The 24,128-nt window shown below is 58.9% G+C and carries 20 protein-coding genes and 1 pseudogene; 17 read left to right on the plus strand and 4 right to left on the minus strand.

All coding sequences use genetic code 11. From position 1 onward, the window contains the following. Nucleotides 1-18: 18 nt before the first annotated feature. From ABRP98_RS07975 to ABRP98_RS07995, 5 genes are all read left to right on the plus strand, one after another. Nucleotides 19-1,641: a lysophospholipid acyltransferase family protein gene (locus ABRP98_RS07975; protein WP_349858549.1), complete on the plus strand. Its 1,623-nt coding sequence runs from the start codon at nucleotides 19-21 to the stop codon at nucleotides 1,639-1,641. Nucleotides 1,642-1,941: 300 nt separating this feature from the next. Continuing rightward, nucleotides 1,942-3,666 (plus strand): glycerol-3-phosphate dehydrogenase/oxidase, encoded by a 1,725-nt coding sequence (locus ABRP98_RS07980; protein ID WP_005279711.1) that lies wholly within the window; start codon nucleotides 1,942-1,944, stop codon nucleotides 3,664-3,666. Nucleotides 3,667-3,678: 12 nt separating this feature from the next. Next, nucleotides 3,679-4,416, plus strand: a complete 738-nt coding sequence (locus ABRP98_RS07985) for an MIP/aquaporin family protein (RefSeq protein WP_349858551.1) — start codon at nucleotides 3,679-3,681, stop codon at nucleotides 4,414-4,416. Nucleotides 4,417-4,446: 30 nt separating this feature from the next. Then, nucleotides 4,447-5,994, plus strand: a complete 1,548-nt coding sequence (gene glpK, locus ABRP98_RS07990; RefSeq protein ID WP_349858554.1) for a glycerol kinase GlpK — start codon at nucleotides 4,447-4,449, stop codon at nucleotides 5,992-5,994. A gap of 22 nt (nucleotides 5,995-6,016) precedes the next feature. Next, entirely contained in the window at nucleotides 6,017-6,847 is an 831-nt protein-coding gene (locus ABRP98_RS07995; protein WP_349858556.1) for an HAD family hydrolase, read from the plus strand. A gap of 19 nt (nucleotides 6,848-6,866) precedes the next feature. Here the strand turns inward: ABRP98_RS07995 and ABRP98_RS08000 are convergent, their stop codons facing one another. Continuing rightward, complete coding sequence (locus ABRP98_RS08000; RefSeq protein WP_349858557.1) at nucleotides 6,867-8,768, minus strand: N-acetylmuramoyl-L-alanine amidase; 1,902 nt, start codon at nucleotides 8,766-8,768, stop codon at nucleotides 6,867-6,869. A gap of 157 nt (nucleotides 8,769-8,925) precedes the next feature. On the opposite strand from ABRP98_RS08000, the gene glf reads away from it, so the two are divergent. From glf to ABRP98_RS08025, 5 genes are all read left to right on the plus strand, one after another. Beyond that, nucleotides 8,926-10,122 (plus strand): UDP-galactopyranose mutase, encoded by a 1,197-nt coding sequence (gene glf, locus ABRP98_RS08005; protein ID WP_349837008.1) that lies wholly within the window; start codon nucleotides 8,926-8,928, stop codon nucleotides 10,120-10,122. 62 nt (nucleotides 10,123-10,184) lie between these two features. Next, nucleotides 10,185-10,397: a hypothetical protein gene (locus tag ABRP98_RS08010; RefSeq protein WP_349858559.1), complete on the plus strand. Its 213-nt coding sequence runs from the start codon at nucleotides 10,185-10,187 to the stop codon at nucleotides 10,395-10,397. 25 nt (nucleotides 10,398-10,422) lie between these two features. After that, nucleotides 10,423-10,809 carry a hypothetical protein gene (locus ABRP98_RS08015; RefSeq protein ID WP_349858561.1) on the plus strand — a complete coding sequence of 129 codons (387 nt, stop codon included), beginning with the start codon at nucleotides 10,423-10,425 and terminating at the stop codon, nucleotides 10,807-10,809. Continuing rightward, entirely contained in the window at nucleotides 10,718-11,353 is a 636-nt protein-coding gene (locus ABRP98_RS08020) for an alpha/beta hydrolase (RefSeq protein WP_349858562.1), read from the plus strand. Before ABRP98_RS08015 ends, ABRP98_RS08020 begins: the two co-directional genes overlap by 92 nt. A 160-nt stretch (nucleotides 11,354-11,513) precedes the next feature. Next, nucleotides 11,514-12,989: an ATP-binding protein gene (locus ABRP98_RS08025; protein ID WP_349858563.1), complete on the plus strand. Its 1,476-nt coding sequence runs from the start codon at nucleotides 11,514-11,516 to the stop codon at nucleotides 12,987-12,989. A gap of 82 nt (nucleotides 12,990-13,071) precedes the next feature. Here the strand turns inward: ABRP98_RS08025 and ABRP98_RS08030 are convergent, their stop codons facing one another. Next, a complete protein-coding gene (locus ABRP98_RS08030) occupies nucleotides 13,072-13,824 on the minus strand; it encodes an aminotransferase class IV (RefSeq protein WP_349858564.1) in 753 nt (250 codons plus the stop codon). Beyond that, nucleotides 13,821-15,668 (minus strand): chorismate-binding protein, encoded by a 1,848-nt coding sequence (locus ABRP98_RS08035; protein ID WP_349858565.1) that lies wholly within the window; start codon nucleotides 15,666-15,668, stop codon nucleotides 13,821-13,823. Before ABRP98_RS08035 ends, ABRP98_RS08030 begins: the two co-directional genes overlap by 4 nt. A 166-nt stretch (nucleotides 15,669-15,834) precedes the next feature. Here ABRP98_RS08035 and ABRP98_RS08040 point away from each other — a divergent pair, with 166 nt between their 5' ends. From ABRP98_RS08040 to ABRP98_RS08070, 7 genes and pseudogenes are all read left to right on the plus strand, one after another. After that, nucleotides 15,835-16,422, plus strand: a complete 588-nt coding sequence (locus ABRP98_RS08040) for a three-helix bundle dimerization domain-containing protein (RefSeq protein WP_349858567.1) — start codon at nucleotides 15,835-15,837, stop codon at nucleotides 16,420-16,422. Nucleotides 16,423-16,564: 142 nt separating this feature from the next. Then, nucleotides 16,565-18,517 carry a glycosyltransferase gene (locus ABRP98_RS08045; protein WP_349858569.1) on the plus strand — a complete coding sequence of 651 codons (1,953 nt, stop codon included), beginning with the start codon at nucleotides 16,565-16,567 and terminating at the stop codon, nucleotides 18,515-18,517. Further along, entirely contained in the window at nucleotides 18,507-19,022 is a 516-nt protein-coding gene (locus tag ABRP98_RS08050) for a phosphatase PAP2 family protein (RefSeq protein ID WP_284771219.1), read from the plus strand. Before ABRP98_RS08045 ends, ABRP98_RS08050 begins: the two co-directional genes overlap by 11 nt. Beyond that, on the plus strand, nucleotides 19,015-19,995 hold the full coding sequence (locus ABRP98_RS08055; protein ID WP_284771220.1) for a decaprenyl-phosphate phosphoribosyltransferase: 981 nt from the start codon (nucleotides 19,015-19,017) through the stop codon (nucleotides 19,993-19,995). Before ABRP98_RS08050 ends, ABRP98_RS08055 begins: the two co-directional genes overlap by 8 nt. Before the next feature lie 62 nt (nucleotides 19,996-20,057). Then, nucleotides 20,058-21,749 carry an arabinofuranosyltransferase AftB family protein gene (locus ABRP98_RS08060; protein WP_349858571.1) on the plus strand — a complete coding sequence of 564 codons (1,692 nt, stop codon included), beginning with the start codon at nucleotides 20,058-20,060 and terminating at the stop codon, nucleotides 21,747-21,749. Nucleotides 21,750-21,887: 138 nt separating this feature from the next. Then, nucleotides 21,888-22,922, plus strand: coding sequence for an alpha/beta hydrolase (locus tag ABRP98_RS08065; RefSeq protein WP_349858572.1), 1,035 nt, complete (start codon nucleotides 21,888-21,890; stop codon nucleotides 22,920-22,922). Between the two features lie 247 nt (nucleotides 22,923-23,169). Then, a pseudogene (locus tag ABRP98_RS08070) lies at nucleotides 23,170-23,405 on the plus strand (IS3 family transposase); the annotation flags it as partial. A gap of 133 nt (nucleotides 23,406-23,538) precedes the next feature. On the opposite strand, the gene ABRP98_RS08075 reads toward ABRP98_RS08070, so the two are convergent. Next, the coding region (locus ABRP98_RS08075) for an SGNH/GDSL hydrolase family protein (RefSeq protein WP_502878791.1) at nucleotides 23,539-24,128 on the minus strand (590 nt) is incomplete at its 5' end.

Raw genomic sequence — 24,128 nt, forward strand, 5'->3', positions numbered from 1 at the left:
CAAAGCTAAAGGAGCACCATGAACGCTGCGACGAATTTCTTATACCGCCAGATCACCCACATCGGGCGCGGCCTCACCTTGGCCCAAGGCCTGCAGATGCGCCTGTCTGGGGAAGAAAACATTCCCGATGACGGCGGTGCCGTCATCGTGTGCAATCACACCGGGTATATGGATTTTCTGTTCGGTGCGTTTATTGCTTATCGCAAAAAACGTTTGGTGCGTTTTCTGGCCAAGGCCAGCATTTTTAACACCCCAGGTGTGGGGAGCCTATTGCGTGCCATGGGGCATGTGCCGGTAGACCGCATCGATGGCAAAGACTCCTTGTCTAAGGCGGTGGAGCTTGCCGAAGCTGGCGAGATCGTTGGTGTGTTTTCTGAGGGCACGATTTCTCGCAGCTTTGAAATCCGCAGCATGAAAACCGGCGCATCCCGCATCGCTTTTGAAGCGGGCGTACCGGTTGTCCCGCAGGTGATGTTTGGTTCGCAGCGTTTGTGGACGAAGGGGCACAAGAAGAACCTAGGCCGTACTAAAACTCCGGTGTTTATCACCGCGCTAGAGCCGTATTACCCCACCGGGAACCCAGAAGCGGATACTGCAGAAATTCGCCGCCGCATGCAGGAGGCCCTAGAGGGGCTCTGGGAGGATTACGAGGCGGAGTTCGGCCCCATGCCCGCCGGCGAATATTGGGTTCCCGCGCGCAAGGGCGGTTCCGCCCCGACGCTGGAAGAAGCCGAAGCGCGCGATGCGGAGGTGGAAACGGAGCGGCACCGAGTGCGTCGTTTGCGCGATGACTTGGTAGGGCTCAAAGACCGCGTTTCTGCCTCCACAGTTGAACTCGTGCGCAACCACATGGCCACTGCCAAAGGGCAGGAAGAGCAGGAAGGGGATGCGTCGCAGGATAAGAAGCATATCGCGGCCGATACCTTGGAGTGGGTCAAGACCAATCTCAATGCCGTGGTGGAAGAGGCAACCCGTGGCTTGGATGAAGGTCGGGATAAGGTCGCCGATGTTATGGCGCAATTGAAAACCGACGTGGCACAGGCCCAGGCGTCTATTGCCTCAAGCAGCAAGGAGATCTGGGAAGGATCCGTGGTAGAGCAGGGATTACTTGCCGCGGCGACCCAGTCGCGCCTGATCGTCTCTCGCTTGCCGCACCGGCTCAAAGCCCAGTTTTCTGCCATCCCGCGCATAGTGGTGGCGCATCAAAGCACGCTGAACTGGGAAGACGATGCCCTGACCCCACGGTTGAAGGCGGCGCTAGAAAGCATCTACCCCGCGGCGGAGGTGCTCATCGTGGTGTCGTGCGATGCGGATTTGGATGTCCCACAGGCGGTCTGGCATATCCAGCTTGATGAGCAAGCCGAAAAGCCGCTCTTGGATAAGGAAACGATGAAGGTTACCTCGGCCACGGCCGCTGCCGGCGTTGACTGCATCCTGGATGATTTGCAGGCCAAACCGGATGAGGCACTGGTATTTGGTAATGAGCCAGGGGATGAAGAATTTTTGAATCACATCCCGATCGTTGCCTTAGAGACCGCACCCATCGAGGTAGTCAAGGACGCGCAGGCTGTGACGTATTCTGCCGAGCGCGCGGGTATGTCCGAGGTCTTGGAAGCGATGGCTCGGTTGCAAGCAGATTAGGAGCGCGTAAACGTTTGAGTTGACACCCCCACGAGGGGGTGGTTTTCTTTGTGGTGGGCTAATCAACACGTGGGAATTGACTGCTTACGGGGCCGGAAGTTACGTGTGAGAAACCTCTAGTGAATGTTTAAGCGGTGACCTCTACCATAGGAGATAGGAGATATTGTCTCTATTATTTAGAGTGCAATATTCGCCATCATGAATCATCCAAAACTTGCTTTTAGCTGTGCTTACGCCATCTCATTCATTGTTTGTCGGAGCAAGCACACATGAGCACTAAGGAAGGAGATGCGGTCTCTAATGACCCAGCAAAGCAATCAATCCTTTAACCCCGAATATTTTGAAAATGTGTGGAATGGCTACGCGGATGAGGACTATGACGTCGTCATCATCGGTGGTGGCTCCGTGGGTGCCGGCGCGGCCCTGGATGCAGCAACCCGCGGTTTGAAGACCGCGGTGCTGGAGTCCCGTGACTTCGCGGCAGGTACGTCCTCCCGCTCTTCTAAGATGTTCCATGGTGGCCTGCGCTACCTTGCAATGTTTGACTTCCGCCTCGTGGCAGAGTCCCTGAAGGAGCGCGAGCTCAACATGTCCACGTTGGCTCCCCACTTGGTCAAGCCACTGAAGTTCATCTTCCCGCTCACCCACCACGTATGGGAGCGCGTCATGATGTTCGGCGGCTTTACCCTTTATGACCTCATGGGCGGTGCAAAGAGCGTGCCGATGCAAAAGCACCTCACCCGCAAGGGCGCCCTCAAGGTCACTCCTGGTTTGAAGGAAGACGCCATCGTTGGCGGTGTACGTTACTACGACACCCTGGTGGACGATGCCCGCCACACCATGACCGTGCTGCGCAGCGCCGCTGAGTACGGCGCCGACGTGCGCACCAATACCGAGGTCATCGGCTTTGACAAGGACCGCGGCGGCCGCGTAGTTGGCGCCAAGGTCCGCGATACCGCCACCGGCCGGGAGGCCACCGTGCGCGGTAAGGTCTTCATCAACGCCACCGGTGTCTGGAACGACAAGATCCAGGAGTTGGCCGGCGTGGAAGGCAAGTTCACCGTTCACGCTTCCAAGGGTGTGCACATCGTTGTGCCAAAGGATGCCCTAGATGCAGAAGCAGCACTGTGCTTCGTGACCGAAAAGTCCGTCCTCTTCGTCATCCCATGGGGCGATTACTGGATCATCGGTACTACCGATACCGACTGGGAAAAGGGCCTATCCCTTCCGGATCCCGCCCCCACCAAGGCGGATATTGACTACATCCTGGATGAGGTCAACCAGCGCGTGCGCCGCCAGATCACCCGTGATGACATCGTCGGTGTCTACTCCGGCCTGCGCCCGCTGCTATCCGGTAAGTCCGATTCCACCACCAACCTGTCCCGCAACCACGCCGTGGCTCGCGTAGCTCCGGGTATGGTTTCCGTTGCCGGTGGTAAGTACACCACCTACCGCGTCATCGGTAAGGATGCAGTTGACCTGGCCGTGGAAGAACTCGGCGGCAAGGTGCCGGAATCCATCACCGAGCACACCCCGATCCTGGGTGCTGCCGGCTACCACGCACTGGCCAACCAGATTCCTACCTTGGCCCGTCGCTACAACCTGAGCGAGGACTTCATCGAGCACTTGCTCGGCCGCTACGGTTCGCTTCTGGGTGAGGTTCTGGCTCCTGCGCAGGATGACGAGTCCTTGCTCGAGCCCGTTCCTGGCGCAGAGACCTACCTCTGGGCTGAGGTGCGCTACGCCGTCACCCATGAGGGTGCGCTGCACTTGGACGATATCTTGACCCGTCGCCTCCGCGTTGCCATCGAATTCGGTGACCGTGGCGTCAACGCAGCTCCCGCTGTTGCGGACTTCGTTGCTCCGCTGCTGGATTGGAGCGAGGAAGACAAGCAGCTCGAGGTGGATACCTTCACCAAGCACACCGAGGCAGAGCTGGCCGCTGAGGCAGCTGTAACTGACCGCGAAGCTAACGACATTCTGGTCCGCGCTGGCTCCGCTCGTCCGACCGAGACTCAAGGATAAGGGGAGACACTTATGGCTGGATCTGATGCATTTTTGTGGGAGTTTATCGGCACCACGCTGCTGCTGCTTCTTGGTAACGGCGGGTGCGCACTGGTAAACCTCCGCACCTCGGGCGCTCGTGGCTCCGACTGGATTGTTATTGCCTTGGGCTGGGGCATGGGCGTCTTCGTCGGCGCCAGCGTGGCCGACCCCTCTGGCGGCCACTTGAACCCTGCGGTAACGCTCATGCTTGCGCTCAATGGTTCGCTTGAATGGAACCTGGTTCCGTTCTACGCGCTGGGCCAAATCCTGGGTGCTATGTTCGGTGCCTTCCTGGCATGGGCCGCGTTCAAGCAACTCTTCGATGCGAATAACTACGACGAAGAGGGCAAGGTTACCGGCGCCAATTCTGAAACCGGGGGAATCTTCTTCACCGCCCCCGCGCACCCACACAATGGCTGGAATACGGTAACCGAGTTCATCGCCACCACCGTATTGTTGATGTTCATCGCCTTCGGTCCTGCCGGTGGCGAGCTGGGACCGCTGAGCTACTTCGGTGTGGCGTTCGTTGTTGTCGCCGTCGGCCTGTCCCTGGGTACGCCTACGGGATACGCCATCAACCCGGTTCGTGACTTGGGTCCACGCTTGATGTACGCCTTCGTCCTACCCATTAAGGACAAGGGCAGCGCTAACTGGGGCTATGCTTGGGTGCCGATTGTTGGCCCGCTGCTTTCGGCCGTCGCCGTTGGTCTACTGTCCATTGCGCTTTAATCCAACCCCTATACAGGAGAAATTAGACACATGAGTGATAAGAAATACGTCGCAGCTATTGACCAGGGAACCACGTCAACCCGCTGCATCATCTTCAACCACGATGGCGATCAGGTATCCGTGGGCCAGCTCGAGCACGAGCAGATCTTCCCAGAAAAGGGTTGGGTAGAACACGACCCGCAGGAGATCTGGAGCAACACCCGCCGCGCCGTGGGGGAGGCTTTGGCCAATGGCGATATAACAGTAGAAGATATCGACTCCGTCGGTATCACCAACCAGCGCGAAACCACCGTTGTGTGGGATAAGAACACTGGCGAGCCCGTCTACAACGCCATCGTCTGGCAGGACACCCGCACCTCCGCTATCTGTAAGGAACTGGCTGGTGAAGAGGGCCCGGATAAGTGGCGCCGCCGCACCGGCCTGCTGATCAACTCCTATCCTGCCGGCCCGAAGGTTAAGTGGATCCTCGACAATGTCGATGGCGTCCGCGAGCGCGCCGAAAAGGGCGACCTGTTCTTCGGCACCATTGACTCCTGGCTGCTGTGGAACCTGACCGGTGGTGCCGAGGGAGACGGCGACAAGGAAGCGCTGCACGCAACGGACGTAACCAACGCTTCGCGTACGCTCCTCATGGACATCGAAAAGCTGGAGTGGGACGAAGAGCTGTGTAAGGAAATGGGCATCCCGATGTCCATGCTGCCGGAGATCCGCCCGTCCCTGGGTGATTTCCGCACCGTCCGCGAGCGCGGTTCCCTCGCCGGCGTTCCCATTCGCGCCATCTTGGGCGACCAGCAGTCCGCTATGTTCGGCCAAGGCTGCTTCCGTGCGGGTTCGGCCAAGAACACCTACGGCACCGGCCTTTTCCTGCTGCTGAACACCGGTACCACCCCGAAGTTCTCTGAAAACGGCCTGCTGACCACCGTCTGTTTCCAGCGCGAGGGCGAGCGCCCCGTATACGCACTGGAAGGCTCCGTGTCCATGGGTGGCTCCTTGGTGCAGTGGCTGCGCGATAACCTGCAGCTCATTCCTAATTCCTCTGCCATCGAGAACTTGGCGCGGGAGACCAAGGACAACGGCGGCGTTTACATCGTCCCGGCGTTCTCCGGTCTCTTCGCCCCGCACTGGCGTTCCGATGCCCGCGGCGTCATCGTGGGCCTGACCCGCTTCGCTAACCGTGGACACTTGGCTCGCGCCGTCCTCGAGGCAACCGCTTACCAGACCCGCGATGTGGCAGATGCCATGGTGGCGGACTCCGGCGTGGAAATCACCGAGCTGCGCGTGGATGGTGGCATGACCACCAACGAGCTGCTCATGCAGTTCCAGGCTGACATCTTGGGCGTGGAGGTACACCGCCCGAAGAACATTGAGACCACCGCAACCGGCGCCGCTGTCGCTGCCGGTTTGGACAATGGCTTCTGGGAAGACCTCAGCATTCTGGATACCCAGCGCGGTGACCTCACCGTATTCAAGCCCAAGATGGAGCAAGAAGAGGTGGATTACCTCTACGGTGAATGGAAGCGCGCTATCAAGCGTTCCTTGAACTGGGAAGACTCCGATGAGGATGAGTTGGACTTTTAAGTCCTGAAGTAAACTCGCGGGTATGGATACTTTCCCTACCCGGGCCCCTCGGCTCATCGCGAGTGATATTGACGGCACCCTGCTGGACCGCAATCATCGCGTCCCGCGTCGCAACCGCGACGCAGTGGCGCGGGCGGTGCAGCAGGGTGCGTATTTTGCTTTGTCCACTGGCAGGCCTTTTCGCTGGATAGAGCCGGTCCTAGAGCAGCTCACGGTGCGCCCGGTATGCGTGACCTCAAATGGGGCGGTGCTCTATGATTCCGCGGAAGACCGCGTGCTATCCGCGCGGGAGCTTTATCCAGACGCGCTAGAAGAGGTGGTGACGGTAGCGCAGCGCGTCCTCGGCACGGTTGGCTTTGGCGCAGAGCGGGCGGGCGGCTCGCTTGCCGATGCCCCCGATCAGCTCTTCGTGGTTGAGCCTTATTACTCCGAAAATGCCCTCTTTGAGGGCTTTGGTGTGGTCAGCGTGGGCGAGCTGGTGGCGCAGCCGGTGGTCAAGCTGCTTATCCGGAATACGGATTATTCCGCACCGGAACTCTACGACTTGATTGCTCCCCATATTGATCCGGAGCTGGCGCATATTACTTATTCCATGCAGGAGGGTGTATTAGAGGTCGCGGCCCCTAATGTCACCAAGCGCCGGGGTGTGGAGTGGTTGGCCAACCAGCATGGGATAGCGCAGGAAAAGACCATTGCTTTTGGGGATATGCCCAACGATATTGAGATGCTCACCTGGGCCGGCTGCGGGGTGGCAATGGAAAACGCCCTCCCGGCGGTGAAGGCGGCCGCTGATGCGGTCACCGTGGCCAACCACCAGGCGGGCGTGGCAAAGGTATTGGAGCGCTGGTTCTAACTTCCGCTCCACGGGGAGGTTAGTCGGTGTAGATGTCTACCTTTTCGGTATCCATGTTGTAGACAATCTCGCCGCCCTGGAATTGAACGCGGATTTCCTTGCCGTCTTTCATTTCGTTTGTGGTGGGCAGGCCGAGCTTGGAAGCGTTATCGCCTTCCGCCCACTTCTTGGCAATTTCTCCGGTCAGGGCCTTTGCCTCGGAGTCCTCGGAGGAGAGGACCACACCGTTTTTGAAGAGCTGGTACATAATCTTGCCGGAATCGGTGGTGTCCGGTCCGCCAACGGCGAGACCCAAGACGGGACCAAAGGCGTTCAGGACGGAGGTCCAGGATTCCTTGAGGCCTTCGTTATTAGAAAGCTGCACAACCTTGTTGACGATATTCGGAATATCGCCAGCGGTCAGGTCACCGGCAAGCTTCTTATCAGCATCCGGCTGTGCCACGCGGTCATTGGACACTAGGACGCCGAATACGGCGGCGGCGATGCCTGCCAAGGCCTGGATGGTCGATACCGGAATGTCCACCCCGCCGATGGAGGAGGTGGCCTCGCCCGGGGTGGAATGACCGCCGTTACTCGATGGCGACTTCTTATCCCAGTTCATTGCAGCAGAGTTACCGCCAGCCTTAACCGCGTTGTACTTCTGCTTGGTGTTATCGCGGATCTGCTGCCAGTGCTGCGTGGTGTAGCGACCCGGGCACTGGGTGTAGTGGAAATCATTGTGTCCACTGAATGCGGGTACCGTAGCCTGCGCGCCGGCTGGAAAGCGGGATCCGCCAAAGCCACCAGAGGTCAGGGTAGCGGTGCCCGTGGGATCGATGCCGGAGATCGCGGCCTTCCACCCGGCAATTTCTGCCACCGAGTTCAGCATCTTTTCTGACGGTTCTTCATTTTCGTAGTTGCCAATCATGGAGATGCCCCAGTTGTGGGAGTTGAAGCCACCAACGTGTGCGCCCTGGACGGCCTTGTCGAGACCGCCGTAGCGGCCCTCGTAGATGGTGCCGAACTTATCCACGAGCACGTTGTATCCAATATCGCACCAGCCCAGGTTCTGAGCGTGGTATTCATAGGCAGCGCGAACCTGTGCGGCGGCCTGTGCTGGGGTGTAGTTATTGGAGCCCGCGGTGTGGTGCAGCGTCATCGCCTTGATGCCGTCATCGTAGGTGGGCTGCTGGCAGCGCTTTGATTCATCGGCGCCCCATCCGGAGCGGGACACTACCTTTGGCATGCCATCGGTGGCGGCAGTAGGTTCGATGGCTTGGCCTTCTTGGGCATTGCCGTCCATAAAGACGGCATCCAGGTCCGACACGGTGGTGCGGTCGGTGTTGTTTTCATCAGCTACTGGGGCGATATCGCCGACGTTATAGGGCTGCGCGGCGGCGCGGTTGGCATCCGCAGCACCGGTTGCTTTATCGGGCAACTCAGCATCGTCATCCAGGTTGGAACCGGTTACGAGGTCCACATTGGCCATGGATACCTGCACATCGTTGGTATCGCCCACGTAAATAAGCTCGGTACCGTTCTTGCCATCGCCGTAGTTCATGGCATCCATATCGAACCATTCGCTCCAGGAGCCGTCCTCCTGCTTGGAGCGGACGAAGGAGTGCACGTCGCGCTTGCCCTCCCAGGTCACGGCGAACATGTTGAACGCCTCGTCGCGGTGGAAGTGCTTGACGGCACGCGGGCCCTCGCCATCGCCTTGCGCTGCCACGGCGGGATCATCAACGACGACGGAGTCGGCGTTGCTAAAGCTTTCAGAGGCGTTTTTAACCTCGATGGGTCCGCCAGAACCGGAGTTCTGGGTTTTAAGGACCTGCTGGCCGCCGAATGCGGCCGCCATGACGAGGGCAATGGAGGAAACCGTCGCGATGACGGGTGTGGTCCACGTTGACCTCGTGGGAACTAGTCGACGTCGTTGCTTCACTCTATTCTCCCTGGGTTGAGTAAGTGCCGGTGTAGCTGTAAAAACGGTTGCCAAAAGTTAACAGTTGATAGTGATGCTACGAGTGTGACAGCTGTGAATCTTGTTGCGACACGCCGATGACCCGTGCTCCCCTCTGGAGTGCAATAAAGTGGAAGCCATGACTTCTTATGACCTCATCGTTGTTGGTTCCGGATTCTTTGGCCTGACCGTTGCGGAAAGGGCCGCTAGCCAGCTGGGAAAGAAGGTGCTCATTGTTGAGCGCCGCGAGCACCTGGGTGGCAATGCCTACTCCGAGGCGGAGCCCACCACCGGGATTGAAGTGCACAAATACGGCGCGCACCTCTTCCACACCTCTAATAAGCGCGTGTGGGAGTACTGCAACCAGTTCACTGATTTCACTGACTACCAGCACCGCGTCTTTGCCATGCACGATGGCACCGCCTACCAATTCCCCATGGGGCTGGGGCTTATCAACCAATTCTTCGGCCGTTACTACTCGCCCGATGAGGCCCGCGAATTGATAAAGGACCAGGCCGGCGAATTCTCTGCGGATGAGGCCAAGAACCTGGAAGAAAAGGCCATCGCGCTCATTGGCCGCCCGCTCTATGAGGCGTTCATCCGCGACTACACCGCCAAGCAGTGGCAGACCGACCCCAAGGAACTGCCAGCCAGCAATATCACCCGGTTGCCGGTGCGCTACACCTTCAATAACCGCTACTTCAACGACACCTATGAAGGCCTGCCCGTCGATGGCTATGCGGCGTGGCTAGAAAACATGGCGGATCATGAAAACATCGAGGTCCGCCTGGATACCGATTGGTTCGATGTCCGCGAGGACCTGCGCGCCGAGTCCCCAGATGCCCCCGTTATCTACACCGGCCCGCTGGACCGCTACTTTGACTTCGCCGAAGGCGAGCTCGGCTGGCGCACCTTGGACTTCGACCTCGAGGTCCTCGATACCGGTGACTTCCAGGGCACCCCGGTGATGAACTACAACGATGCTGATGTGGACTTCACCCGCATCCACGAGTTCCGCCACTTCCACCCGGAGCGCAAGGACCGTTACCCCTCCGATAAGACGGTCATCATGAAGGAGTACTCGCGCTTTGCCGATAAGGGCGATGAGCCGTATTACCCCATCAATACCCCGGAGGATCGCTCCAAGCTGGAGGCGTACCGCAAACTAGCCGCCCAAGAAGCCAAGGAGAACAAGGTGTTATTCGGCGGCCGCCTGGGCACCTATCAGTACTTGGATATGCACATGGCCATCGGCGCCGCGCTGTCCCTATTCGATAATAAGCTCGTGCCCTTCTGGAACGAGGGCAAGGCCATCGAGCAAGAGCGCGGGCACTAAGAGCTGCTAATGTCCCCTGGGCACGCTATGCTTAGTCACCTCACAGGTTAGGAGGTGACGGCATGGCTCAACGCAAGAAATACACCAAGCCCGGGCACGCGGACCGCAGCATGTGGAAGATGTCCCCGGAGCGGCTCCAGGAGCATTTGAAACTGCGCAGCCGCGCAACGCGCATTCCCGATAAGAAAAAGCAGCAAGCAAAGAAGGCCTGCCGGAACACCCGGCGGGCCTTTCCGCTACTTAACCCAGCTATGATGAGTGCTCGCATCGCTTAATAGGTGCAGTGTTGGAAAGTATTTTATGGTGTTTATTCAGCCCGAAGCCCAAAAATTCCTCGACCTGAACAGGGATGCCCCACAGCTGGACAGGCGCACTCCAGAAGAAAACCGCGCCGCCCAGCAGAAGACGGCAGCGGCTTGGGGCAAGAAAACCCGGATGGCGTCCGTGTACGAGACCTCGGTGCGCGGTGTCACGGTGCGGGTTTATATACCGGAGGAGCCCGCGCTTGCCGATGCCCCACCAGCAGAGCCCGCCTTCATCTTCTTCCACGGAGGCGGCTGGGTGCTGGGGGGATTTAGAGACCACGGATACAACCGTGCGGGATATTGCCGCAGAATCGGGAATTATGTGTATCAGTGTGCACTATCGTCGTGCACCGGAACACCCCTTCCCGGCACCGTTGGATGATTGCCGGGCGGTAGTAGACGGGGTGCTACAAGGAGAATTGGGGGTTGGTGTCGATCCAGCCCGCGTTGCCGTGGGCGGTGACAGCGCCGGCGGCAATATCGCAGCGGTCATCGCACAAGAACTGCGCGATCAGCTGGCGCATCAGGTGCTGATTTATCCCGTCATGGATTTATCCACCTTTGATACGCAATCCCATTCGGACTTTAGCGGCGGCTACTACCTCACTCGACGGCGCCTTAACTATTTTTATGATTCTTATGCGGGCACTGCAGACCGCACGGATATCCGTATGTCACCCGGCAGGAATGGCGAACTGGCGGGGCTACCCCCAGCGACAGTGATCACCGGTGAACTCGATCCGTTGGTCTCTGAGGTAAGTGACTACGCTGAGCGAATGCTCAATGCGGGCAATGTAGTGAGTTCTATCGAATTTAAGGGTCAAGTCCATCCGTTCGTCCAGATGGGCGGGATTATTTCGGATGCGTTGATTGCGCGCACCATTATTGGCAGCGAATTAAAGCGTGCGCTGCGAGCCCAAGGCTAAAGGCCGCGATCTGCCGGAGCTAATAGAAAGCTCGGCGTGAACACCCAACACTCAACACGAACACTCAACACAACACTGCACATGTTGAGTGTTGTGTTGAGTGTTATGTGTAGTGTTATGTGTAATGCTCGGCTGAAGGTGAGAGGCAAACGGGGAAACGATGGACCTAGAAGAAATTGAGCAGATTGTTCACAATTTGCGTGCCATAGGCAAAGACACCAGCACGGTTGAAGCAAAAGCAGCTGGTGGAGGCCTGCCCAAGAAGATAACGCGGTCGGTGTCTGCTTTTGCCAACGGAAAAGGTGGAACGATCATCTTCGGCCTCGATGAGGAGTCGGGGTTTCTTCCCGTCGAAGGCTTCCAAGCCGAGTCCATAGCCAAAGCATTTGTGGAGGCATGCGCGGAGAAATTGACCCCTGCTATCCGTGCCGATGTAGAAATTGGTGCTGTCGATGGCGCGCCGGTAGTAGTTGCGGAAATTCCCGAGCTTGCGCCTTTTGATAAACCGTGCTGGGTTACTGCGCAATCTAAATATAACGGGAGCTACATTCGCGAGCACGATGAAGACCGGCTTTTGAAGCCCTATGAAATCGATCGTCTCGAAGAAAATAAGATGCAGCCCTCGTGGGATCTGGAGGTCGTGGAGGCGGCTACTATTGCAGACCTCGATCGGGACATCGTCCAGCAAATCCTAGAGCGCGAACGTAGCCTGCGGCCTGGGATTTTTGGCAAGTTCTCTGATGAAAGGGCATTGAAAGCCCTGCATCTTACCGGCGTAGGAGAGGATGGGGAAGTTCATCCGACCTTGGCTGGCTTATTAGTAGCCGGCATTTATCCGCAAGAATTTTTCCCGCGGCTCAACGTAACTTTTACTGCTTATGCGGGAACGGCCAAGACCTCGACCAAAGGTCAAAGATTTGTTGATAACGCGAGTTTTGTAGGCCCGATTCCGGAATTGGTGCCAGCGGTGGTTTTCGCGGTTGAGAAAAATATGCGGGTAGGCGGCGTCGTCGATGGAGCGTTCCGAGAAGACTTGCCGGATTATCCTCCAGTAGCGGTCAGGGAAGCGGTTGCTAATGCGCTCATGCACAGGGACTATTCTCCTCAGGCTAGAGGGACACAGGTTCAGGTTGATATGTACGCTGACCGGCTAGAAATCATTAATCCGGGTGGCCTTTTTGGAATGGTGAACGTCAATAACCTTGGGAATCCAGGCATGACAAGTGCGAGGAATCAGCACCTGTCTAAGCTATTGGAAGTAACGGCGATTTCCGGAGGGTCTGGGTACGTGGCGGAAAACCGTGGAACTGGATACATTGAGATTCTTGATCAGCTGCAAAAGACACTCCTTCCTCCGCCGAAGCCGGCGGATTCGTTGACCACGTTTACGTTAACTTTTGAACGGCGTGAAATGACTTTGCCGGAGCGGAGTGCGTCTATACACGGCGGTTCTAGTGAACGGATTATGGAGTATTTGGCCCAGCATCAGTCTGCGAATAGCCGTGAGCTTGCGGCGGCTGCCGGGATTTCTGTAGGTGGGGTGCGCAGAATCCTGAACCAATTGGTAGATAGTGGACGGATCGAGCGTACGGAGCCTTTGCGCAGCCCTAAACAGAGGTATCGATTGGTTAAATAGGCAGGCGGCTGATCATCCAACACTCAACACTCAACACGAACACTCAACACAACACTGCACATGTTGAGTGTTGTGTTGAGTGTTATGTGCAGTGTTCGCCTGCACCCGCGGGGCTAAAACCCCGCCACCACCAGTTTTGCCAGCTTGCGGCCGCCGGGTGCGGTGGCGGGGTGATGGAACCGTGTGGTGTGTGTATGGAGCTGACGGGGCTAATGCCGTGCAGTGAATTGATGAACCACAGGGGATATTCCGCAGCGAGTGCCGGGGTCAACGGGCGCTGCGCGGTGGAAATCCTCAAGTCTTTGCAGCGGTCCAGGACCTGGCGCAGGGTCACGCTGGGCAGGCGCACTCCGGTAGGAAGCAGGAGCGTGTCGCCGTCCCAGGCGATGAGCGCGCCGGTGGTGGCTTCTGCGATGGCGCCGTGGGCATCGACAATCGCGGTGTCATCGGTGCCACTTTCCTGATACTGGCTGCGGTAAGCAGCCAGGGCGGGCAGGTCCGGACCTTTGACTAGGGGCTGTACGCGGGGATCGGGGGCCTTAACGTAAGTAAGGCGCGTGTGGGCGCGCGGCGCCGGGGCGGGCCGGATATCGAGGTAAAGCTCACCGGCTATAAGGGCGATGCGGGGGAAGAGCTCGCCGCCTGAAAGTAGCTCCAGCATGGCGGGGACGAAGCCGGCGGGCAAGGTTCCGGCGGCGGATTCGAAGCGCTCCAAGTGCAGGTGGAGGCCGTGCGTGCGGCCTGCCGAATGCCGCCAGGAATCGGCCACGGTGCAGGGATCGGCCGGTGGGGTGCAGGGGATAAAGGCGCCGTCGCGCCAAATATAGGAACTCATGACCACGCCCCTAGGACCGATTGGGCTTTGAGGTTCCTTTCAGCCAGCTCGGCGGCGGGATCGGAATCAAGGACGATGGCCCCGCCGGCGCCAACAGTGACCTCGGAACCCGCGCGCACCGCGGTGCGGATTACCACGTTAAAATCCGCCTCGCCGGAATAGCCGAGGTAGCCCACGATTCCGGAATACACGCCGCGGGGTCCTGCCTCGAGGGCATCGATGATCTCGCAGGTGCGCAGCTTCGGCGCGCCGGTCATGGAGCCGGGCGGGAAAGCAGCGCGGATGGCATCGAGCGCGGTGGCGCCGGGGCGCAACTGGCCGGTGATTGTGGAGACCAGCTGGTGCACGGTGGCGTAGCTTTCCACGTTCATCAGCCCCGGAACGCGCACGGTGCCGGGCTCGCACACGCGGGATAAATCGTTGCGCAAAAGGTCTACGATCATGAGGTTTTCGGCGCGGGTCTTGGGGTCATCGCGAAGCAGCGCGGGGTCTTGGTGGGCCGGAATGGTGCCCTTGATGGGCTTAGCCTCGACGCGGTTATCGCGCACGCTGAGGAAGCGCTCGGGCGAAGCGCTGCAGATTTCCACGCCGTCAAAGACCAGATGCGCCGCGTACGGTGCCGGGTTGTGCCGGCGCAGCGCCGCATAAATATCGCCGGTCGCCTGCGCGGTATAGGTATCGGTCAGGCACACCTCGTAGCTTTCCCCGGCATGCAAAAGCTCTTGGGCGCGCTGGATCCGGGCCAGGTAGTCGGTGGTGCGCCAGGCACCCGCGCTTGCCGATGCCCCCTCGCTTCCCACCTGCCCACCTTCCAGGGCTTCCTCCAGCCGGTCGAGCAGGCCCTGCGCGCCGTCGCCGTCGAGGCAGCACAGGTGCGCTACTTGCCGGTGGTGATCATAGACGAGGAAGGACTGCGGCCGGATGAAGTAGGCATCGGGATAAGGCGAGCGGTGGCGCAGCTGGATGGGCAGGGTAAGCTGCGCGCATTCGTAGCCGAGGTAACCGACCACCCCGCCGGTAAATGGCAGATCCGGCGCGTCAAAGACCTGCGTGGATAGCTCACGCTCGAGGGTGGTGAGGATATCGGGGGCATCGCCAAGCCGGTAGCGAAAGGATCGGCTGAGGGGACCGGTGGCATCACCAAGAATGCTATAGCGCCCGCGCGCATCGGCGGAGTCCAGGAAGAAGGCGTCGTTGCCGTCTGCCTGCAGCGCCGCGAAGACGCTGGGGCAGTCAATCGCGCCGGGGACCTCGCGGTGGAGGAGGCGGAAACCGCCGAGGAAATTGCGCAGCAGAGTCGCGCCGTGCTGTGTCAGCACCGATTCGGGGTGGAATTGCACGCCCCAATGCGGCAGGCCATCGACCTTGAGGGCCTGGACGGTGCCGTCCTCGCTGCGGGCGTGCACGGTGATGCCGGGGGCGGGCTCAATGTGCAGCGAGTGGTAGCGCACCACCTGAAAGTCCTGCGGAATGGTGGCAAAAATTCCCTCGCCGGAATGGCTAATGGTGGAGACAAAACCGTGGCGTGGTTCGGGCGCGCGGCTTATGCGAGCGCCGGCGAGCATCGCCAAGCCTTGGTGGCCAAGGCAGACGCCGAGTAGGGGAATCCGCGCTGCGGCGGCCGCCTCGATAACGCGGCGGGACATGCCAAAGTCGCTTTCTTCCTCCGGGGTTCCTGGACCAGGGGAGATAACCACGTGGCTGAACTCGCCGGCGCGCACGCGACCTGGGATGCCGGTGGCCTCGCCCGCGGGAACAACAAGGGGCTCGGTTCCGGAGACCTCTGCGATGAGGTGCGCGAGGTTAAACGTGTACGAGTCGTAATTATCAATGAGCAGGATCATCAAAGGCAGAGTCTATAGCCCAGTGCGCCCCACGCGTAACTTGCTCCACGCGTGCCTTAACTACTGGGTTATGACCAACCAATTGACGTATGTCACACCGCGTTGTAAAGTTAACTTTAAGTTAACAACAAGCAAACGGGGAAAGAATCCAGGAAAGGGGATAACAATGAACCAGTTTGAAACCCTCCGTCATGACCTGCACACCAAGTACGGTCACGGATATACCCGTGCTGAAATCGATGCGAAGTTGGACGAGGTCATCGCCAAGCACACCGCTAGCGCCGGGCTCGTGGAATTCATCCCCGTGCTGGTAGAGCGCGAGGTGCGCGAGTTCTTCGGCGCCCACCGCATCCACGTTCGCTTCGCCGCGGGCAATAACCACGCCCTGGCCAAGGCCGCCGCGGACCTCACCAAAAAGCACGCGGGGGAGGCGCTCTACGTCGATACCGCCGCCGCACACCCGGAAAATGACGGCAATGACCACTTAGCCCACGTCATGAGCGAGCGCGGCATGGGCCAAGCGCCCAAAAAATACCTTGAAGAGGTGCGGACCGTGGCCATGCCGGACTACATCGTTTACCTGGGCCGCGAGGTCGAGCGCGATGAAGCCGGCAAGGACATCAAGATCTGGGACATCGCTCCGGCTGAGACCGTTGAGCAGGCCCGCGAGCTTGCCGATGACCTAGAAGCCCGCGTGTACTACATGCTGAACAAGCTGGGCATCGACCCGGTAGCCGAGCGCGTGAGCGCATAAGAGGGACGCCATAAGCCCAGGGCCGAGGAGGAATTCCTCGGCCCTTCTTTTATTGTCCGCGTGTAAACCCGAGCAGTCGCGCGAAAACAACTACGCTAGGTCGCTGACTACTGTTTAAATCGTTTGGAGAATCGAAGCAATCGTGACTGCCAACAACACCTCGGCATATGAGCCCCTGCAGCGAATCTTGCTGCCCAAGCGCGGCGAACCCTTTGACGTACGCATGCTCTACCTCATCGAGGCGGAGCAAAACCGCGAGCGCTTGAGCTGGACAAACCGCACCGCCGTGACCATCCCGGCCGGCGAAGAAGCCTCCTTTGAAACCTACTTCAACGCCTTTCCGGCCTCCTATTGGCGCCGCTGGTCGCAATTGCGCTCGGTGGTCCTAAGCCTGGAGATCGAGGGCCAGGCCAACGTTTCTTTGTACCGTTCCAAGCAGGATGGCCAGCGCATCTCCGTGGCCAACCACCTCGTGGGCACGGGCCACCACGAGTTTGAGCTGCCGCTCAAAAACTTCGAGGACGGCGGCTGGCTGTGGTTCGATATCACCGCGGAAAAGGAAACCACGTTGTCGGATGTAGCCTGGTGCTCCCCGCAGGCCCCGGCGGCGCAGACGCTTCCCGATGGCACCGAGATTGCCCCTTCCGAAAAGCGCGTCGCCGTTGGCATTCCCACCTTTAACCGCCCCACGGATGCCGTCGCTGCTCTGCAGGCGCTGGCAGAAGATCCCGTGGTGGATGAGATCATCGACTTCGTCCTCATGCCAGACCAAGGCAACCAGCACCCGGCCGATGAGCCCGGTTACGACGAAGCGGTAGCGCACTTTGGCGATCGCTTCCGCGAATTCCGCCAGGGCAACCTCGGCGGTTCCGGTGGCTATTCCCGCATCATGTACGAGGCGCTGGAGAATACGGATTCGCCCTTCATCTTGTACATGGACGATGACATCGCCATCGAGCCGGACTCCGTGCTGCGCGCGGTGCAGGCAGCACGCTATGCGGAAAAGCCGATCATCGTCGGCGGGCAGATGCTCAACCTGCAGGAGCGCTCCCAGCTGCGCACTACCGGTGAGCAGGTCAACCGCTCCGATTTCATGTGGGGCGCCGCTCCGCATGCCGTGTACGACCACGACTTTGCCAAGTACCCGCTGCGCGCCATTGGCACGCCAGAAACCCGCCTGGATCCAAAGAAGTACGATTCCCGCGACCTGCACCGCCGCGTGGACGTGGAATATAACGGCTGGTGGATGTGCCTCTTCCCGCGCGTGGTGGCAGAGACCAACGGCCAGCCACTGCCGCTGTTTATCAAGTGGGACGATACCGAGTACTCGCTGCGCGCCGCCCGCAATGGCTTCCCCACGGTGACCTGGCCGGGCGCGGCCATCTGGCACATGGCCTGGGCGGATAAGGACGATGCCATTGACTGGCAGGCCTATTTCCACCTGCGCAACCGCTTGATCGTGGCTTCGCTGTACCACGATGGCGCGGTATCCGGCATTACTAAGTCCATCTTTAAGTCCACGCTCAAGCACACCATGTGCATGGAATACTCCACCATGGCCATCCAAATCGAGGCCATGAAGGACTTCCTGGCGGGGCCGGATCACCTCTTCGATATCCTGGATACCTCGCTGCCGCGCATTGCGGAGATCCGCAAGAACTACTCAGATGCGGTCATCATCGAATCCGCAGACCAACTGCCGGCGCCGACCGGCGCGCCGGGCGTTCCCACCCGCAATGTGGGCGGGCGCTTGGCCAAGGTGAAGAAGCTGCCGTGGGCAGCCAAGGGTCTTAAGCACCTGCTGAGCAAGGAAGATCCGGCGCACCACGCGGCACCGCAGCTGAACCTCACCCCAGAAGAGGCGCGCTGGTTCACCCTGTCCCGCCTGGATTCCGCCACCGTATCCACGGCGGGCGGCACGGGCGTGGCCTTCCGCAAGCGCGACCGCGATTTGGCCAAGGAGCTCATCACCGAAACCCGCAGCCTGCTGAAGGAAATTGAAGAAAACTTCGATGACCTGCGGGCGCACTACCGCGCCGCGTTGCCGGAATTGACCGCGCGGTCTTCCTGGAAGAAGGTTTTTGATGCCCAATAAGCTTTCTATCGCAGAATCCCGCGTCCTAGAGTCCATCCAGAACGCCGCCTTCGACCTGCCGGGAGTACTACCCACCGCCCGCGGTTTAAGCCACTTGGGCGAGCACGCCCTGGGCTGGATGGGCAGCGCGGCCCTAGGGGCCGGCGTGGACAAGCAGCGCCGTGAAGAGTGGATTCGGATCGGTGCCGCGGCGTTTACCGCGCATGCGGCAAGCGTGGTGCTCAAGCGCATCGTGCGGCGCAAGCGACCCGATTATTCCTACGTCCGCGTTGGGGTCAAGACCCCCTCGCGCCTATCCTTCCCGTCCTCGCATGCCACCTCCACCACCGCCTTCTTGGTGGGCCTTTCCCGCCTGACGGGTTCCAAGGCACCGCTTGTGGGAGTGCCGGTGATGATGGCATCGCGTATGGTGCTCGGGGTGCACTATCCAACCGATACCGTCGCGGGCGCAGCCATTGGCGCTGCCACCGCGCGGGCAATGACGAAGGGAAAGACGCATGAGTGAGGACGGTAACCAGCACTTTCTCCATTCGGAACCGCATACGTCCGGCGTCGATACCGGCCGTAAGCGCAAGCCGCCGAAGAATTTGGCCGATGGCATGGTCAAGGCCCTGCGCCCGAAGCAATGGGTAAAAAACATCCTCGTACTGGCCGCGCCCGCCGCGGCCGGTGCGGAGTCGCTCTTTCACGGGCGCGTGCTTGTCGATGTCCTCTTGGCCTTCATCGTCTTTTGCCTCGGCGCTTCTTCCATCTACCTGATCAATGACGCCAAGGATTGGCGCGAGGACCAAGAGCACCCGACCAAGCGCTTCCGCCCGATTGCTTCGGGCGTGCTGCCCATCAAGGTGGCCTATGTCATGGCCGTGGTACTCGTTGGCCTGTCCATTGGGCTGTCCTTCTTGGCCACCGCGGGACTAGAGCTAGCCATCGTCATGGCGGTTTATATCGCCCTGCAGCTGGGCTATTGCTTTGGCTGGAAGCATATACCGGTCATCGATATTGCGCTGGTGTCCTCCGGATTCATGCTGCGCACCATGGCCGGTGGCGTGGCCGCCGATATTGAGCTTTCGCAGTGGTTCTTGCTGGTTGCTGCCTTTGGCTCGCTCTTTATGGCCTCCGGTAAGCGCTATGCCGAAATCCTACTGGTGGAAAAGACTGGTGCGAAGATTCGCAAATCCTTGCAGGGCTATACGCCGACCTACCTGCGCTTTGTCTGGACGCTGGCGGCCACCGCCGTGGTGGTCTTCTACTCCCTGTGGGGCTTTGAATTGGCTAATGCCGCAACCTCTGGTGGCGTCTGGTACCAGATTTCCATGGTGCCATTTACCATCGCCATCCTGCGCTATGCCGCCGACGTGGACCGTGGCCAGGGCGGGGCGCCGGAAGAAATCGCGTTGGGGGACCGCACCTTGCAGTTCCTCGCCATCGCTTGGCTGGCCTGCATCGCCATGGCCGTCTACATCATGCCATTGGTCTAAGCAGCGGTTACATAGTTGCGTTCAACTAGAAGATTTTGAGAGGCCTGATATACTCACCCCACGTGGTTAACACCGGTAACAAGAACATTGCGCTGTGGAGCGCACCCGCCTCGGTTCTTATTATCGGTGTTTTTTCTTTGTGGGGTGGCTTTGCCCGCCGCTGGATGTCTGATGACGGCCTCATCGTCCTGCGTACCGTCCGCAACCTAGAAGCCGGCAACGGGCCGGTGTTCAATGTGGGCGAGCGCGTTGAGACCAATACCTCCACGCTGTGGCAATACCTCATCTTAGTGGCGCGGTGGGTAAGCGGTGCTGAACTCGAAACGATCGCCATCTACCTCGGGCTTCTCCTAGCGGTCGCGGCGATGGTGGTGGGCACGTGGGCATCGGCAAGCATGCACAAGGGACTTATTCTTCCCGCTGGAGCCTCGGTGTATCTGGCCCTGCCGCCGGCACGGGACTTTTTTACCTCCGGCTTGGAATGGAGCCTGTGCCTTTTCTACTTGGCCGTCTTGTGGTGGATGCTGATTAAATGGGCGCGACCGCGGCAGGAGTTGCCGCCCAAACCTATTGTGTATGGGCTGGCATTCTGGGCGGGGCTCTCATGGCTCATTCGCCCTGAGCTTGCGCTGTATGGCGGCCTGGTGGGCGTTGTACTCATAGTGAGCACGCGTTCGTGGAAGGTTATCGCTGCCGCCTTGCCCCTGCCGCTGGGTTATCAAGTATTCCGCATGGGCTACTACGGGCTGCTTACGCCTCATACCGCCGTTGCCAAATCCGCGGCTGGTTCAGCGTGGGGCCAAGGGTTTGCGTACTTGGGCGATTTTATGGCGCCCTACGCGCTGTACCTCCCGCTTATTGTGCTGGCAGTGGCGGCGCTGTGGAAAACCGATTTTCGACCGCTGGAGCTGCGATCGATGCAGACTGTGGTTTATATCTTCCTGGGCGCCGCACTATTGCATGCAGTCTACGTTGTGCATGTCGGGGGCGATTTTATGCACGGGCGTATGTTGCTACTCCCGCTTTTCGCCGCGCTATTGCCCATCTTCGTAGTTAACCTACGAACCTGGTGGGCTGCCGTATTCTGTGCGGTGTGGGCTTTCGTTATTGTCTTGCACGGTCACCCGGTAGACCGCGCTGCTTACGCGGGCCAGCTTAGTGTTGTGGATGAGCGGGACTATTGGACCGCTATCACCAACCGGCAGGAACCGCCTCGCCGTGCCGAGGATTTCGTGGGTATGGACGTGATGAATGACTACGAAAAAGCGGTGCAGGATTTGGCGGCCGGCGATGCCATGACCTTCCTCTATATCAAGGATGGGGGCCAGCCATCGTGGACGACGGTGCCCGCGGATCCGGAGCGCTCCGATCCTCCCACTGTGTATTTTCCTAATCTCGGTCTTACCTCCATGAATGCGCCACTTGAGGTGCGCGTGCTCGATGAAATTGGGCTCAGCAATCCCTTGGCAGCGCGCCAGCCCCGCATCGAAGGCGGGCGCATTGGCCACGATAAAAGCCTTGGCGCGGCGTGGCAGATTGCCGATTCTGCAGTGGATATTGACTCCTTATTGCTGGGGCAGAAAGATTCCGCGTGGCGAGCACGCACTGCGCTTGATGATGCCGATTTCCAGAGGCTCTTTGCCTCCTACAGGGAACCGCTAACATGGGGCCGATTCTTAGAAAATATTAAATTTTCCCTGACAGAGGGCAGGACCCTAACCTTCTCCTCCAATCCGGGGGATTACCTCTATTAATGGTTGAAATGAGGTAAAAAGCTTGTGCGTGCACTACACTGCCTCTCAGTGAGGCTTTCGCTGAGGGGTGTTAACGATTCACAGGTTCCCAGCGATAAAGCCAAAGAACAATTATTGAGTACTTTGTGGAGGAGAAAGATGACTGCATCTCTGAGAGGACGTGTCCTATCGGTCATCATGGCAGTGGCCGTAGCGCTTGGCCTCGCCGTCGTTGCCGGCGGCATGCAGCAGGCACACGCGGCACATCGTGATTGGCTGCGTCCGGATAATACCGGCACCTGTGAATGGGACCCAGCTATGTTTTGGGTTCAGCGCTGTGATGTTTGGTCTCCGTCCATGGACCGTAACATCCCCGTCCAGATCCAGCCCGCAAAGAATGGCGGTAACGCTGGTTTCTACCTATTGGATGGCCTGCGTGCTACTTACGCAACCAGCGGCTGGGTTAGCCCTCACAGCGAGGTTAACGCCGCGCAGACTTACGCGGACAGCAATATCACTCTAGTGATGCCGGCAGGTGGCGAGTCTTCTTTCTATGCCAACTGGCAAGCACCTGGCAAATATGATCCGAGAGATCCGGTCAACTACAAGTGGGAGACCTTCCTTACCCAGGAGCTTCCTGCCTACCTCGAGCAGCACTTTGGCGTGGCCCGCAATAACAATGCGATCGCTGGCCTCTCCATGGGTGCCGGTTCCGCCATGACATTGGCTGCTAAGCACACTGACCAGTTTAAGCAGGTACTATCCTTTTCTGGTTATTTGACTATGACGGTTCCAGGTGCTCAGACTGCTCTTCGTTTGGCCATGTTGGATGCCGGTGGATTCAATGTCAACGCCATGTACGGTTCGCTATTTAACCCAAAGCGTTTCCAGAATGACCCGCTCTTGCTGATTCCGCAACTGCGTGAGGGTGGTACCGATGTTTATATTTCAGCTGCATCCGGTATCCCAGGCCAATTGGATAGGGAAACCCTTCCGCCGCAGTTCCAAGCACCGGGTGTCGCACTGGAGGTTGGTTCTCAGCTGACCACCCGCGCTTGGGAAGGTGTTGCCCGGTTGCAGGGTCTGAACCCAACGGTGAGCTACCCGGCCCAGGGCTTGCATAACTGGTACCAATGGGACTACCAGCTCAATGCTTCCAAACCGCGCGTTCTCAACGTTATGAATGCCTGGTAAGGCTCACTAACGAACTGGCCCCGCGCCGTCCGAACCGCTCCCCAGTAGTTGGACTGAGAAATCACTACCAACTGGTGGGGAGCAGTTTTTATTGGGGCTACGAAGTTCGCTGAGTGAAACTCAGCGCGAGCATGTAGTCAAGCGTTTCGAACAGGGCCGAGGTACCAAGCCGAAGGCGCTTACTGAAGAAGACAAACTGCGTCGCGAAAGCGACCAGTTGCATGCTGAAATTGCCTACCTAAAAATTACCGATGAAGGCTTCCAATACCAGCATTCAACCCGGCGCACTTTGATCCACGAGAACGGCGGCGTTCAGTCGATGTCGCGTAAGGCCAACTGCTACGACAACGCAGTAATGAAGAACTTCTTCGGTCACCTGAGAACCGAGATGTACCACGGAGAATCTTCAACACTGTCGAGGAGTTCACCCAGGTAATCGAAGATTACATCCAGCGGTACAACACCGAACGCAACCAACAATGACTCAAGGGCCTGACCCCGATGCAATATCGGAATCAGGCCCTTGAACCCCTAACCTTCTTGAATTAAACCAGCCCAACTTTTGGGGACTAGTTCATGGTGCTCTCGGGCGGCGGGTTCGTGCTTTGGTTGGTGGTTAGTGGTTTTGGAGTTCTCGGGTGATGATTTGGGTCATTCCGTCGTGTCCTACGTCTGTTGGGTGTAGTGGCATGACGGATGGGGCGGTTGGGGTTTGGACGAGTGTGGCCCATCGGTGGTTGGTGTCTGGCTGGCAGGGGTCGTGGGTTTTGGCTTGGTCGTGGAGATTGATGTAGTTGACGCCGAGGTCGTGTGCTGCGCGTCCGATTTCGCGATTGAATTCGTCTTCTGCGATGGTGGCGCCTGGGATGGTTATTGGCAGTTGTAGTTGGTCGTGGTTGACTACGCAGAGGGTGTCGTTGACGGTCATTGGGACGTAGTTGACCATGGAGATGCGGGCGTTGGGTGCGGCTTTGCGGATTTTGTTGAATTGGAAGTTTAGTAGTCCGCGGTAGGTGGAGGCTTTGGGAACGTCGGGGAGAGTGGCGTTGGCTAGGGCGTCGAAGTAGGTTCCTTGTTGGAGGCCGCCGTACATGAATACTACTTCTTTGGTGTCATGGCCGATGTTGCCTTGGGACCTGACCCCCTTTTGGTGGACACCTGATATCCAGCCTAGTCGGGCTGGGAAGAAAGGTAATCTACCACCAT

This window comes from Corynebacterium sp. KPL2838 (assembly GCF_040225455.1).
Taxonomy (GTDB): Bacteria; Actinomycetota; Actinomycetes; order Mycobacteriales; family Mycobacteriaceae; genus Corynebacterium; species Corynebacterium rhinophilum.

Coding starts and splice junctions, on each gene's coding strand:
- ABRP98_RS08010 (WP_349858559.1), top strand. CDS start 10,185: ATGGCTCAACGCAAGAAATACACCAAGCCCGGGCACGCGGACCGCAGC.
- ABRP98_RS07980 (WP_005279711.1), top strand. CDS start 1,942: ATGACCCAGCAAAGCAATCAATCCTTTAACCCCGAATATTTTGAAAAT.
- glpK (WP_349858554.1), top strand. CDS start 4,447: ATGAGTGATAAGAAATACGTCGCAGCTATTGACCAGGGAACCACGTCA.
- ABRP98_RS07995 (WP_349858556.1), top strand. CDS start 6,017: ATGGATACTTTCCCTACCCGGGCCCCTCGGCTCATCGCGAGTGATATT.
- ABRP98_RS08035 (WP_349858565.1), bottom strand. CDS start 15,668: ATGATCCTGCTCATTGATAATTACGACTCGTACACGTTTAACCTCGCG.
- glf (WP_349837008.1), top strand. CDS start 8,926: ATGACTTCTTATGACCTCATCGTTGTTGGTTCCGGATTCTTTGGCCTG.
- ABRP98_RS08055 (WP_284771220.1), top strand. CDS start 19,015: ATGAGTGAGGACGGTAACCAGCACTTTCTCCATTCGGAACCGCATACG.
- ABRP98_RS08050 (WP_284771219.1), top strand. CDS start 18,507: ATGCCCAATAAGCTTTCTATCGCAGAATCCCGCGTCCTAGAGTCCATC.
- ABRP98_RS08030 (WP_349858564.1), bottom strand. CDS start 13,824: ATGAGTTCCTATATTTGGCGCGACGGCGCCTTTATCCCCTGCACCCCA.
- ABRP98_RS08065 (WP_349858572.1), top strand. CDS start 21,888: ATGACTGCATCTCTGAGAGGACGTGTCCTATCGGTCATCATGGCAGTG.
- ABRP98_RS08015 (WP_349858561.1), top strand. CDS start 10,423: ATGGTGTTTATTCAGCCCGAAGCCCAAAAATTCCTCGACCTGAACAGG.
- ABRP98_RS08025 (WP_349858563.1), top strand. CDS start 11,514: ATGGACCTAGAAGAAATTGAGCAGATTGTTCACAATTTGCGTGCCATA.
- ABRP98_RS07985 (WP_349858551.1), top strand. CDS start 3,679: ATGGCTGGATCTGATGCATTTTTGTGGGAGTTTATCGGCACCACGCTG.
- ABRP98_RS08040 (WP_349858567.1), top strand. CDS start 15,835: ATGAACCAGTTTGAAACCCTCCGTCATGACCTGCACACCAAGTACGGT.
- ABRP98_RS07975 (WP_349858549.1), top strand. CDS start 19: ATGAACGCTGCGACGAATTTCTTATACCGCCAGATCACCCACATCGGG.